Source organism: Arthrobacter sp. Y3223065 (assembly GCF_059090885.1).
In genome coordinates, this window is the sequence record NZ_JBNHGC010000004.1 from 165,258 (window position 1) to 178,279 (window position 13,022).

Annotated in this window: 13 protein-coding genes; 3 read left to right on the forward strand and 10 right to left on the reverse strand. The window is 66.7% G+C overall.

Translation table 11 applies throughout. The annotated features are described in order from the left end of the window. Positions 1-6 precede the first annotated feature (6 nt). A complete protein-coding gene (locus tag AC5RUK_RS12545; RefSeq protein WP_493988092.1) occupies positions 7-648 on the forward strand; it encodes a VOC family protein in 642 nt (213 codons plus the stop codon). Between the two features lie 173 nt (positions 649-821). Next, positions 822-1,790, forward strand: a complete 969-nt coding sequence (locus tag AC5RUK_RS12550) for a type IV toxin-antitoxin system AbiEi family antitoxin domain-containing protein (protein ID WP_493988091.1) — start codon at positions 822-824, stop codon at positions 1,788-1,790. Positions 1,791-1,923: 133 nt separating this feature from the next. On the opposite strand, the gene AC5RUK_RS12555 is transcribed toward AC5RUK_RS12550, so the two are convergent. From AC5RUK_RS12555 to AC5RUK_RS12585, 7 genes are all read right to left on the reverse strand, one after another. Further along, a complete protein-coding gene (locus AC5RUK_RS12555) occupies positions 1,924-2,703 on the reverse strand; it encodes a CPBP family intramembrane glutamic endopeptidase (RefSeq protein ID WP_493988090.1) in 780 nt (259 codons plus the stop codon). Between the two features lie 108 nt (positions 2,704-2,811). After that, a complete protein-coding gene (locus AC5RUK_RS12560; protein ID WP_493988089.1) occupies positions 2,812-3,768 on the reverse strand; it encodes a PDR/VanB family oxidoreductase in 957 nt (318 codons plus the stop codon). A gap of 20 nt (positions 3,769-3,788) precedes the next feature. Continuing rightward, entirely contained in the window at positions 3,789-4,586 is a 798-nt protein-coding gene (locus AC5RUK_RS12565) for an amino acid ABC transporter ATP-binding protein (protein WP_493988088.1), read from the reverse strand. Continuing rightward, positions 4,583-5,521, reverse strand: coding sequence for an amino acid ABC transporter permease (locus tag AC5RUK_RS12570; protein ID WP_493988087.1), 939 nt, complete (start codon positions 5,519-5,521; stop codon positions 4,583-4,585). Before AC5RUK_RS12570 ends, AC5RUK_RS12565 begins: the two co-directional genes overlap by 4 nt. A 19-nt stretch (positions 5,522-5,540) precedes the next feature. Then, positions 5,541-6,491 carry an ABC transporter substrate-binding protein gene (locus AC5RUK_RS12575; protein ID WP_494152351.1) on the reverse strand — a complete coding sequence of 317 codons (951 nt, stop codon included), beginning with the start codon at positions 6,489-6,491 and terminating at the stop codon, positions 5,541-5,543. Between the two features lie 240 nt (positions 6,492-6,731). Continuing rightward, positions 6,732-7,181: a hypothetical protein gene (locus AC5RUK_RS12580; protein WP_493988085.1), complete on the reverse strand. Its 450-nt coding sequence runs from the start codon at positions 7,179-7,181 to the stop codon at positions 6,732-6,734. 8 nt (positions 7,182-7,189) lie between these two features. Next, positions 7,190-8,251: an aromatic ring-hydroxylating dioxygenase subunit alpha gene (locus AC5RUK_RS12585; RefSeq protein WP_494107971.1), complete on the reverse strand. Its 1,062-nt coding sequence runs from the start codon at positions 8,249-8,251 to the stop codon at positions 7,190-7,192. Between the two features lie 176 nt (positions 8,252-8,427). Here AC5RUK_RS12585 and AC5RUK_RS12590 point away from each other — a divergent pair, with 176 nt between their 5' ends. Further along, complete coding sequence (locus tag AC5RUK_RS12590) at positions 8,428-9,084, forward strand: GntR family transcriptional regulator (RefSeq protein WP_494152352.1); 657 nt, start codon at positions 8,428-8,430, stop codon at positions 9,082-9,084. Between the two features lie 95 nt (positions 9,085-9,179). On the opposite strand, the gene hutI is transcribed toward AC5RUK_RS12590, so the two are convergent. Genes hutI through AC5RUK_RS12605 form a run of 3 tightly spaced genes read right to left on the reverse strand, consistent with a single transcriptional unit; the run spans position 9,180 to position 13,014 of the window. Then, on the reverse strand, positions 9,180-10,409 hold the full coding sequence (hutI, locus tag AC5RUK_RS12595) for an imidazolonepropionase (RefSeq protein WP_494152353.1): 1,230 nt from the start codon (positions 10,407-10,409) through the stop codon (positions 9,180-9,182). Next, entirely contained in the window at positions 10,406-11,818 is a 1,413-nt protein-coding gene (locus AC5RUK_RS12600; protein ID WP_494152354.1) for an amidohydrolase family protein, read from the reverse strand. Before AC5RUK_RS12600 ends, hutI begins: the two co-directional genes overlap by 4 nt. Continuing rightward, a complete protein-coding gene (locus AC5RUK_RS12605) occupies positions 11,815-13,014 on the reverse strand; it encodes an allantoate amidohydrolase (protein ID WP_494152355.1) in 1,200 nt (399 codons plus the stop codon). Before AC5RUK_RS12605 ends, AC5RUK_RS12600 begins: the two co-directional genes overlap by 4 nt. Positions 13,015-13,022 lie beyond the last annotated feature (8 nt).

The window sequence follows — 13,022 nt, forward strand, 5'->3', positions numbered from 1 at the left end:
AATGCCATGCGCTTCGACCATGTTTCTTATGCTGCTGAACCCGACGGTCTGGCTGCCACCTCAGAGCGGATCTCCCAAGCCCTGGGCATCGACGCAGTCAAGGGCGGGGTCCACCCCCGCTTCGGCACCCGCAATATGATCTTCCCCCTCACCGACCACCACTACCTGGAAGTGGTGGAGGTTCTCGACCACCCCGCTTCCGACAAGGCCCCCTTCGGCCAGGCCGTGCGTGCGCGGTCCGAAGCCGGCGGCGGCTGGATGGGCTGGTGCGTGGCCGTCGACGACTTGACCCCCTTCGAAGAACGGCTGGGCCGCCACGCGGTTCCCGGCAACCGCAAGTTCCCGGACGGGCAGGAACTGAGCTGGCGGCAGATCGGGATCAAGGGCCTGATCGCCGACCCGCAGGTGCCCTACATGTTGCGCTGGGATGACGGCACGGAGCCGCTGCATCCGTCCAACGCCCGCCCCGCAACAGTCAAGCTGATCGGCTTGACCATTGCAGGCTCCTCCGAGCGGGTGGCGGACTGGCTGGGCACCCCGGTCGACGGCCTGCTGGACGACGTCAAGGTGGCTTGGGCGGCACCGAACGGCACGCCCGGCATCCTGTCCGTTCGCTTCGAGACCGCCAACGGGATCGTCGAACTCTGAGTTCTCGCGGCATCGCTCCGTTTCGGGCTTCCGCTCCACTTTATAGAAGGAGCAGACGCCCGAAACGGAGCTTTTGAGTGGTCAAGCCCTCCAGATCGTCCTGCAGGCCAAGGTTTTCCACCTTGCTCGTCCCCGCGTGCCTGACCGAGACCAGGTCGCCGAGGCTGTTCCGCATGGACGTGAAACTGATCTATGTGAGGGACCTGGAGACGGCAGGTTCAGGACGCCGGGACGTCGCGCGACAAGCTGCGGAAGGGCGATTGGTCCGAGTGCGGCGCGGCGTGTATGCGGCCGCCGGGGAATACGCCCGGTTGCCATGGTGGGAGCAGCAGCGCCTGCACATAGAGGCCGCTGTCGGCAGCGGACGCACCGCAAGAGTCCTTATCCAACGCTCTGCGGCGGCGATGTGGGGGCTTCCGGTAATGGGCCGCTCTCTTGACGTGGACTTGCTGGCTTACAACGGCACGCATGGTCGATCTCGTGGCGGAATCCGGTGGCATCGCAGGGAACTCTTGGAACCCCTTGTTAACCGCGACGGCTACCTGATGACTTCCCGGGCACAAACCGTTGTCGATTTGGCGGCGCACTGTTCCTTCGCTGAGGCGGTTCCGGCAATGGACCATGCGCTTCGCGTGGACCGCCACCTCGGCCTTCCCGCCCTGAAGGCCAGTCATATTCTTGATCTGGCCGATTCTCTGCAACCAGGAATGTCAAACCGGGTGAAACGGGTTCTCGCCTTCGCCAATCCTGCCTCGCAGTCGCCAGGCGAATCCTACTCCCGGGCTCTGATGTACCTGAACCACTTCCCAGAGCCGTTGCTGCAGTACCCTGTCTTCGATTCGCAGGGAGTACGTGTCGGCATCGTCGACTTCTACTGGGAACAATTCCGTCTTGCCGGCGAATTCGATGGTGCAGGGAAATACTCCCGAAACGAGTACCTTCGGAGCCGTAGTCCCGCCGACGCAGTGGAGGCGGAAAAAAGGCGGGAGGACCGCATTCGGGCCACCGGGGCGGGAATGGTTCGCTGGATGTGGGACGCGCTCCAGCCCATCAGTACCAATACTTCACCGGGCATCGTCCGGTCCCTTTCCATGGCGGGCCTTCCCCAGGATAGGTGGAACAACTCGTGGACGGGCATGTAGCGGTCAATTCTCCCCCGCGCCACTCCTGATTGCGGGGCGAGCCGTTGCTCCGGTCTGGGCAGCGGCTCCAGGAAATAACCGGAGCACGCGCACCAGGCGGAGCAATGGATGTCCGGCAACTCCCTTGTGCCCGCTACGTGCCGATGCCGATGGCCGGCCCCACCAGCGCGTAGCCGACGAAGCCGGCGATATCCAGCAGCGCGTGCGCCACCACCAGCGGCATCACCCGCTTCACCTTGGTGTAGGCGTAGCCGAACATGAGGCCCATAAGGAAGTTCCCGATGCCCGGCCCGATGCCCTGGTAGAGGTGGTAGGTGCCGCGCAGCGCGGCGCTGACGAAGATCGCGGACCAGATCCCCCAGCCGAACTTCGCGAAGCGGTTGAAGAGGTAGCCCACCATGACTACCTCTTCGAGGATCGCATGCCGCAGTGCGGACAGGATCAACACCGGAACGGTCCACCAGTATTCGTCCAGGGCGGCCGGGACAATGGCGGTGGTGATTCCCAGGGCACGGCCGGCAGCATAGACGCCCAGCGTTCCGACGCCGATCACCAGCGCCAGCAGGAAGCCCAGGCCGAAGTCCAGCCGCGGCCGGGAAAACGTGAACCCGATCGTGCGGAAGGCCGACCGGCCGGGAGCGGTCATCAAAAACAGCACCAGGACCACCGGCACCAGCGCGAAGACGATGCCGAGCATTTGGTACACAAAATCGAAGAGTTCCCGCTCGTTCAGCACCGGGTTCAGCGTGGTCGTCTGCGAGGCCAGCGGCGCCCGGGTCATCTTTTCCAGCAGGTTCACCACGGCGTAGACCGCCGACTGGCCCAGCGACAGTCCGAGCACGATGAGCACTTCGGCCCGGTAGTACCTGAGCGTGCGCGGTGTGCTCGCGGTGGCGACCTTCTGGTTGTCCATAGCCTCCATCTTGCCAAGATAACCGCGGGCGGAGATACAAGGCGTGGAGTGCATCCATGCTTTCCGCGGCTCGTTCCGTAAGTCGCTTCGACGCCGGGAACTTGCCCGCTACAAGTCCAGCAGCAGGCGCTGGCCCTTGCAGCGGGAGACGCAGATCATCATGGTGTCTCCGGCCTCGCGTTCATCGTCGGAGAGCAGCGAGTCACGGTGGTCGATCTCGCCACCCAATACGGGGGTTTCGCAGGTTCCGCAGATTCCCTCCCGGCAGGAGCTCGGCGGGTTGATTCCGACCGCTTCGAGCGCCTGCAGGATGGACTCGTTCGAGCCCACCGGAACCTCGGTTCCGTCGGCCAGTTCGACCATGAAGGCCGAATTCCCCCCTTCCGGCGGCGCCGGGGTCTCCCCGGTGGCCGTGAAGCGCTCACAATGAAAGCGCCCAGGGGCGTCCCAGCCGTCGGCGATCGACTGGATGACATTGAGCAACGGCCCGGGGCCGCAGGCGTAAACGTGTGTTCCCGCCTGCAAATCCCCCAGCAGTTCGGCCAGCGGGTAGAAGCCGCTTTCGTCGTCGGCGTGGATATGCACGTCGCCCGCAAGCGCCTGGATCTCATCGAGGAACGCCATCGATGAGCGGCTTCGCCCCAGATACAGCAGACGCCACGGCACTCCGGCTTCGGCAGCCGCGCGGATCATCGGCAGGATCGGGGTAATACCGATGCCTCCGGCGATAAAGAGATAGCCGGCGGCAGGAGCCAGGATGAAGTTATTGCGCGGTCCCCGGACCTGGATCTTGGTACCCGGCCTGAGCATGTCGTGGACGTAGGCCGAGCCACCGCGCCCCTCGGGCTCCCGCAGTATCCCCAGGCGCCAAGAGGAACGGTCCGTCCGCTCGGAGCACAGCGAGTATTGGCGCAGGATCCCATTGGGCAGCAGGACATCGACATGGGATCCTGCGTCCCACTCCGGCAGCTCCTCACCCAGCGGATGTTCCAGCTGCAGGGAGACCACGCAGTTGGACTCCTGGCGGATCGACCGGACTTCGACGTCGAAAAAATCTTCATTCATGATTGCGCTCACAGTGGGTATCAGGCTGCTGCCGGTTCGGCGAGAACAGAGGCCAGGAAGGCCTTGGTACGTTCGTTCTGAGGGTTGGTGATGACGTCCCGGGCCGGCCCCTCTTCCACAACGTGGCCATCGTCCATGAAGACCACGCGGTCAGCGACGTCGCGGGCGAAATTCATTTCGTGCGTGACAACCACCATGGTCATGCCGGACATGGCCAGGTCCTTCATCACCTTCAGGACCTCGCCGACCAATTCGGGATCCAGTGCAGACGTGGGCTCGTCGAACAGCATCAGTTTCGGTTCCATGCACAAGGCGCGGGCGATCGCCACCCGCTGCTGCTGCCCGCCGGAGAGCTGGCGCGGGTACGCGTCCGCCTTTTCGCTCAGGCCGACTTTTTCCAGCAGCGCCTTGGCCCGCGCCACAGCCGTGGCTTTCCGCTCCTTCCGGACCAGCCGCGGGGCCTCGATGAGGTTCTGCATCACGGTCATGTGCGGAAACAGGTTGAACTGCTGGAACACCATGCCGACGTCGGAGCGGCTGTGGCAGATATCGTTGTGGCTTTGCTCGTAGAGCCTGCCGCCCTTGAGGTCGTAGCCCACGATCTTCCCGTTGACCCACATCCTTCCGCCGTCGATGACTTCCAAGTGGTTGATGCATCGCAGAAACGTGCTCTTTCCGGATCCGGAGGGGCCGATGAGGCAGACCACCTCGCCCTGCTGGACATGCAGGTCAATCCCCTTCAGGACAAGGTTGGAGCCGTAGTTCTTGCAGACCGCGTTCGCCTTGACCATCGGCTCGGCACCGTTTGCTGCTGTCATTTCTTGCCGCCTTTCAGGGAGAGTGCATCATGCGTTGCGAAGAACCGCTTGAGCTGCTGCATCGGCGTCGGCGGCAGGTTTCGCTGGTTGCCGCGGGCGAAGCGCCGCTCCAGGTAGTACTGGCCGATCGTGAGGATGGACGTGATCAGCAGGTACCAGAGGCTGGCGACGATGAGCAGCGGGATGGTCTCGAAAGTGCGCGCGTAGATGATCTGCGCCGAGTACAGCAGCTCCGGCACCGAGATCACGCTGACCAGAGCGGTGGTTTTGAGCATTCCGATGGTTTCGTTGCCGGTGGGCGGGATAATCACGCGCATTGCCTGCGGCAGCACGATCCGGCGCATCGTCTGCAGCTTGGTGATGCCCAGCGCCCCGGCGGCCTCGGTCTGGCCGTGGTCAACGGAGAGGATGCCGGCCCGGACAATTTCGGACATGTAGGCACCCTGGTTCAGACCGAGGCCGAGGATCGCGGCCGTCATCGGCGTGATGAATTGATTCGCGTCCAGGTGGACCCCCGGGATACCGAGGGTAATGACGGGGTACAGCGCCGCCAGGTTGAACCAGAACAGCAGCTGGACCAGCACCGGGGTGCCGCGGAAGAAGTGCACGTAGGCGAAGGCAGCGACGCGCACTACCGGATTGACCGACAGCCGCATGACGGCCAAGACCACCCCGAGCACGATGCCGATGGCCATGCTGACCGCCGTGAGCCCCAGCGTGACGAGAATGCCCCGGCCGATGGAGATATCGCGCAGGTACATTCCCACCACGTCCCAACCGAAGTTTGGATTGGTGAAAACGGAGTGCAGCAGCAGTCCGCCGATCAGGAAGATCACGGCTGCGGCCAGCCAGCGGCCGGGGTGCTTGGCCTTGACGATGGTGTAGTCATCGACCGGTTTGGCGACCGGCTCGCTTCGGGCAGTCACGGCAGTCATCAGTTGGTTCCCTCTTTCGCTACTTCGCCTCGAGCGCGTCGGCCGGGATCAGCACCGACGTCGGGAAGTCCCACTTGTCGCCGAGTTCCTCGTAGTAGCCATCGGCAATAATGCCCTTCACCGCCGCAGTTACGGCTTCCTTCATCCCGGTGTCCTTGGCCAGGGCGATACCGAACGGTGCCGGATCGTGATCCTCGCCCTCGGCCAGTTCGAACTGGCCCTTGGCTTCCTTCCCTTGGAAGGCCAGCGGCATGCTGTCGGCGATGACCCCGTCAACGCGGCCGGACGTCAGCGCGAGGTTGGCGTCGGTCTGCCCGGGAAAGTTCTGGATCTTGATCGCTTCCTTGCCGGCGGCCGTGCATTCCTTAGAGAACTCCGGCAGGTACTCCATCGATTGGATGGACCCCTTCTGGCCGGCGATCTTTTTTCCGCACATAGTCATGGGGTCCATGGAGATGCCCAGGGGATTTCCGGGAGCGACGGCGATGCCCGTGCCGGTGTTAAGGTACGGCACGAAATCGACGATCTTCTCGCGTTCGGGCGTGACCGAGAAGGCCGACATGGCCATGTCGTACTTTCCGGAGGCCAAGCCCGCCAGGATCGTGTCGAAAGTTGCCGGCACGTGCTCCACCTCCAGTCCCAACGCCGCGCCCACGGCATCGGAGAAGTCGACGTCGAAGCCGATCATCGTTTGGTTGTCGGTGTCGTAGTACTCGAACGGGGCGTAGGTCGGGTCGGAGGCGACCTTCAACGTACCGGCGGCCAGGATTTCCTCCGGCAGCAGGTCCCGGGCTGCTTCGTTGATCTCCACGGAACCCGCCGCAGCGCCGGACGCGGCCGGAGCAGCGGTGTTTCCGGAGTCGGTAGCCGCACCCGAGGCGTTCGTGCAGGCAGCCAGGGACAGCGCTGCCAGCAGCACTGTTCCGGTGAGGAGATTGGCACGGATGGCACGTTGACGTGAATGACGCATGGACTTTCCTTTCATGGTCCGGACGGCGTTGTCCGGTTATGGATATCCGCACTGATCAGGAGACGATCAGTGCCTCGGTGCTTCAGTTTCAGGTGCAGGGTGCAGCTTGCAGCGGCGGGAAAACCAGGTGCGCGCCGCAGCGCGACGGCCACCACCGGATCCAGCCAAATCGCGCATTTGCCCGGCGCGTCGCAATTGCGCGGTGGGTATTGCGCGGTGCAGATGGTCAGCGAATAGCGGTCAGGGGACCCACCGCAACACCTTGGCCTTCCGCGGGGCGAGGGTGATGACTTGGACGGCGGATTCTCCCCCGGCCAGTGAAAGCCGGATTTCCTCGCCGTCCTCGCCTTCAACAATGAAGATGTCGCCGGCGCGCAGCCAGCGCTGCCATGGGCCGCCCTGCGCGGCAACCAGCGCCTCGCCGGCCAGCCCGGCCACAATCAGCTGCTCGCCCGGCACGCGCTGCAACGTGCCGGTGTAGTTGCCGGTGTAGCGCCGGCTTTCGGAGGCAATGTAGCTCTCGTCGGCTTCGAGTGCGACGGCGGGCTCCGGGCCGGATTCATCCAGCGCCACCGTCCAGCGCCACGGGTCGCCGCGCTCGGCTGAATCCGGACACGCCGCAAGGATCCTGGCGCCCGACTCGGCCGAGGTCTCCGCGCCGAGCGCGTTGGCTCTAATCAGCATCCACATGCGGGCACCTAGGCCGTCCTGGGAGCAACCGGCTCCCGGCGGGCGGCAGAATCGAGGGCGGACTTGGCCTGCTGTTCCTTTTTCAGCAGCGCGGCCAGGATGCGCCGCGCCTTCGCGACTCCGCCGTCCTGGGCGATCAGGACATCGAACTCGCCCTGGGGCCGGGTCTGCATCCCGATTTCCTGGGCCTCCAGCGCCGATGCGTCCTCGTCCAGGACCGTCGCCAGACCTACGCGGAGGTCCTCGGTCGCCTGCTGATTGTCGACGGCGAAGTTGCGGCTGAAGGCGTAGTAGTACCAGGAATTGTGCTGATCGATCGGCGTGATCCCGTTCAGCACCTTAATCAGGAAGCCCTCTTCGCGCGGCTTGCCCTCCCCGGTGATGCCGGAGTGCAAAACATGCAGGTTCGGCACGAAGAACTCCGTGCAGTGGAAGCGGTCGAACAGTCCGCGGGCGTCCATGGTTTCGGCGTAAAGCGGCGGAGCTTCCACCGAGGGCATCAGGCGGTCGACGCTGACCACGTTGCCCTCCACTTCCACCGTGATGCCGTGCTCGTAGATGTAGTCATCACCCACGGTGGTCTTGTGCAGGAAGGACTCATGGGTCAGGTCCAGCAGGTTGTCGTGAATCAGGTCGGCCCGGCACTTGAAGTGGTACGAGTGGGTGACGGTCGCCCACTCCGGATCCACCATCCAGTGGGTATCCGGGACATCGGCCGGGTTGGCCAGTTCCGGATCGCCGGTCCAGACCCAGATCCACCCGTCCTGCTCCACCACCGGGTATTTGCGCACCTTTGCGCGCTCGGGGATTGTCGACTGGGCCGGCACTTTGGTGCACATGCCGTCCGGGCCGTAGGTGAAACCGTGGTATCCGCACTCCACCGAATTACCGATGGTCCGGCCTTCGGAGAGCGGAAAGGCGCGGTGCGCGCAGCGGTCCGCAAGGGCAATGGCTTCGTTGTCCTGGGTCCGGAACAGAGCGATCGGCTGCTCGCAAATGACCCGCCGCACCGGCTTGCGCGTGACCTCCGTTGACCACGCCGCCACGTACCAAGTGTTCAGCACATACATTTTAGGTTCTCCTCCATCATGTGTGTATACACTGTATTCAAAGGCTGAGTGTGACGTCAAGCACTTTCGGCAAAAGAGCGGCAGGTTACGCATTTCGCCGCTTTTAGCCTCGTTGTCCATGTGCCGCCCGTGGCTGGACTATAAAGTGCACTCATGAGACACAGAAGGAGGCCATCATGGCTGCGATACCGAATGACGTGAGGCCGCTGTCGGTCCGCGTCCACGAGCAGTTGAGCGCCGACATCATCAGCGGATCCATCAAACCGGGTTCAGCCCTGGCCCAGGAGTCGGTGGCGGCACAATACGGTGTCTCCCGCACGCCTGTCCGCGACGCACTCACCCAGCTGACGCTGGAAGGACTGACCACCCTGGTCCCGGGCAAGGGTTATATCGTCAACCAGCTCGACGAGCGTGAGATCGAGAACGTCTTCAAGGTGCGCTACGCCCTGGAATCACTCGCGGTCCGGGACGCCATTGGCTCCTACACCCCGCAGCAGCTCGTGCGGCTCAGCAGCCTCGTGGACGAGACGGAAACCGTCGACCCCCAGGACAGCGGCGAACTCTTCCGGCTGGGCCGGGCCTTCCATCTGGCCCTCATCGAACCGTCGGACAACGACTACCTGCGCGGCGTGATCTCCTCCATCTGGAACCACCCCATCCAGCACCGCATTACCTTGACCTACCGGCAGGGACCGGACCACCAGGCCAAGGTCATCCACGATCACCGCAGCATCCTCCAGGCGCTCAAGGACCACGACGCCGAGCGTGCCGTCGACGTCCTGGCCCACTGCCACGACGTCAAAGACCCCAACCGCTACGAACACATCGGCTGAGGGCCGCTCCCGGCCTTCAGGAGCCCGGGGGTCTCCCGGCCTTCGGGAGCCCGGGGGTCTCCCGGCCTTCAGGAGCCGGGGCGGGCCACGCGCCCCTAGGCGCCCACGGCCGAGCGCACACCCGCCCGCCAGACGGCGGCCGTCAGGGGCATGCCCGGGCGGTAGGCGAGGTGGGTGGCCGAAGGGGCGTTGAGCAGGTGCAGGTCGGCGCGATGCCCGACGGCGAGGGAGCCCACGGCACGCTGGCCTTCCGCGTCCACACCGGTGTGCCGCCCGAGCGCCAGCGCCCCGCCGTAGGTGGCGGCCCGGACCGCCTCGTGGACGCTGAGTCCCATCTGCAGGACGGCGGTGGTGACGCAGAAGTTCATGGAGCTCGTGAACGAGGTCCCCGGGTTGCAGTTGGACGCCAGGGCAATTTCCACGCCGGCATCGAGCAGTTGCCGGCCGGGCGCCAGGGGCTGCCGGGTGGACAGGTCGCAGGCGGGCAGGCAGGTGGCCACCGTGCCGCGCTCCCCCGTGCCGCTGGCCCGGTCCCAGCCCGCCCAGGTGCCGGCGAGCGCGGCGACGTCGTCGTCGGACAGGTAGTTCACGTGGTCCACGCTGGCCGCCCCGAATTCCACGGCGAGCCGCACGCCGGGACCTTCGCCCAGCTGGTTGCCGTGCACGCGCAGGCCCAGGCCGGCGTCGCGGCAGGCAGCCAGCACCCGGCGCGACTGGGCCTCGGTGAAGGCGCCGCGTTCGCAGAACACGTCGGCCCACTGCACGTAGGGCCTGACGGCTGCGAGCATGTCCCCGCAGACCAGGTCGGTGTATTCGTCGGCGCCGATGCCGTCCGGCACCAGGTGCGCCCCGAGATACGTGACTTCATCCGCCACGGTGGACGCGATGCGGGCGCTGCGGGCCTCCTGCTCCACGTCCAGGCCATAGCCGGTCTTGGTCTCCAGGTAGGTGGTGCCGCCGGCCGCCGCCTCCGCCACCCGGGCCAGCAGCAGGCGGGTGAGATCGTAGTCGCTGGCTTCGCGGGTTGCGCCGGTGGTGACGGCGATCCCGCCGGCCTGGTAGGACTCGCCCGCCATCCGGGCTTCGAACTCGGCGGTGCGGTCTCCGGCAAAGACCAGGTGCGTGTGCGAATCCACCCAGCCCGGCAGCACGGCCCGTCCGCCGGCGTCGAACTGCTCGTCGGCATCGGGGGCCTGGGTCGAGGGGCCGAGCCACGCGATGCGCTCCCCCTCGATGATCACCGCGGCATCGTGCAGCACAGAGTCCGCGCCGCGGGCCGGGTCCTGCGTGTGCAGTTCGCCGATGTTGGTGACGACAGTGCTCATTCAAACTCCTTCAGGGCGTCGGCCAGCAGCTCGGCCGGCCAACCCAGGCGCCGGTGGCGGCCGTTGACGGCCAGCAAGTCACCGGCAACGACGACGGCGGAAACGTCCGCTGCGCTGGCGCTCAGCGGCAATTGCCCGGGCTCTGAGCCTACCGTGCGGACAGTGCCGGGGTTCACGGCCACCAGGTCGCAGGCCATTCCGACGGCGATGCCGGCCACCGGGGTGCCCATCGCGGCCGCGGCTCCGGCGGACGCCGACTCCAGCAGCTCGGCCGGCGCAAACCGGCCGCGCTGGCCGCTGGCCAGCCGTTCGCCGTGTTCCAGCGCCCGCATCTCCAGCCACGGATCGATGACGGCGTGCTGGTCGGTGCCAACGGCGATCCGGGCGCCGGCGTCTGCCAGCTCCCGGGCCGGCCCGATTCCGTCGGCCAGGTCCGCTTCCGTCGTCGGGCACATCACCACCGTGGCACCGGCCTTCCCGAGCAGCGCGATGTCTTCGGCGGTCAGGTGGGTGGCGTGGACGGCGCTCAGGCCCGGCGACAGCAATCCGTGCCGGGCCAGCAGGCCGGCCGGTGTCACGCCGTAGGCGGCCAGGCAGGCCTCGTTCTCGGCCGGCTGCTCGGAGAGGTGGATGTGCAGCGGCAGCCCCGCGGGCAGGTGCTCGGCGATGAACGGCAGCGCCGACTCGGGCACGCCGCGGACCGAGTGCAGGGCGGCGCCGACCGTGATGCGGGCCGGGTCGAACCGGTCCGCAACGACGCGGCGCAGCGAGTCCAGCCGGGCGAGCCAGGCCTGCACGTCGCGGTCGCCGAAGCGCTGCTGCTCCGGGGCCAGCGGGGTGCCGATGCCCCCGGACAGGTAGCAGGTGTCCAGCAGCGTCAACCGGATGCCGGCCGCCTCGGCGGCCCGGCACAGCGCCAGCTCCATCGCGTGCCCGCCATACCCGGCGCTGTTGGGGTCGTCGCCGGCGGGAAGGTGTCCTGCGCCGCTCCCGTGGTCCGGCGATGTGACTCCGTACGGGGTTCCGTCCGGGCGGTGGTGGACGTAGTGGAACTCCGCCACGCTGCTGAAGCCGGCGGCGACCATCTCGGCGAACACGGCCGTGGCCAGGCGCTCGTAGTTCTCCGGCGTCAGCGCCCCGGCCGCGCGGTACATCTGCTCCCGCCAGGTCCAGAAGTCGCCCCGGCCGGTGTGCGTGCGGCCCCGCAACACCCGGTGGAACGCGTGCGAGTGGGCGTTGGCAGCGGCGGGAAAGACCACGCCGTCGAGCACGAGTGCGCCGTCGGCCGGATCGGGCCGGGGCGCCGCAGCCACCCGCGTCACGGTTCCGCCGTCGCCGCATTCAACCAGGATTCCGTCGGACACGCCGTCCGGGCCCAGCCAGGCGCGTTCGCACCAGATACTGCTCACAGCAGGGCCTCGAGCACATCCGCCAAGGCTTCCGCGCCGGCGTCCGCGTCCCAGGGCTCCACGTATTCTTCCGGGGAGTGGGAGATGCCGGACGGGTTTTTCACGAACAGCATGCCGGACGGCACCCGCGAGGCCAGCACTCCGGCGTCGTGTCCTGCGCCGGTGGCCAGTACCGGCGCGCCGGGCAGGGCGTTTTCCAGTTGGCGCTGCAGCGCGGAGTCGAAGTGCACGGTTCCGCTGTAGGACTCTTCCGTCAGCGACACGGAGCAGCCCTCGAACGCGGCGATCTTCTGGGCCTTCCCGTGAATCGTTTCGACAAGCTGCGCGGTGACGGCGTCGTCCGGGTGGCGGGCGTCCAGCCACAGGTCCACGCGCGAGGCGATCACGTTGGTGCCGCCGGGCACCGGCTGGATCCGCCCGACGGTGGCCCGGGCGTCGGGCTGCCTGGCCGCGGTCTGCTGCACGGCCAGGATGATCTGCGCGGCGGCAACCATCGGGTCGGCGCGGTCGGCCATCAGGGTGGTGCCGGCGTGGTTGCCCTGGCCGGCGACACTGATGCGCCACCGCCCGTGGCCCAGGATGGAACTGCCGACGGCGATGGCCGGACCGTCCTCGCCCAGCCCGCGGCCCTGCTCCACATGCAGCTCGACGAAGTCGCCGATCCGCGCCAGCGCCTCGTCGTCGCGCCCGATGTGCGCGGGATCCAGCCCGTTGGCGCGGGCAATGTCGGCGAAGGTGTTGCCGCTCTCGTCGCGAAGGTTCCGGGCCTTGTCCGGATCGATGGCGCCGGCCAGCAGCCGCGACCCCAGGCACGCCACACCGAACCGCGAGCCTTCTTCTTCCGGGAAGACGGTGACGGCCAGCGGCCTGTTCGGCTGGATGCCTCGCTCCTTGAGGACGTCGACGGCGGCGAGCGCGGACGCGACGCCCAGCGGCCCGTCGAAGGCGCCGCCGCCGGGAACCGAATCCAGATGGCTGCCGGTGACCAGTGCGCCGGGCTGCGGCTCGCCCCACCATGCCCAGATGATGCCGTTGCGGTCCGTCTCCACGCCCAGGCCGCGGCGTTGGGCCTGGTCGATGAACCACTCCCGCAGGCCCAGTTCCGCGGTGGAGTAGACCGGCCGCGAGTATCCGCCGCGCTGTGCGTCGCGGCCGACGTCGGCAATGGATTCCAGCAGCGAGGAGACAGTCTGCATCTGCCGGC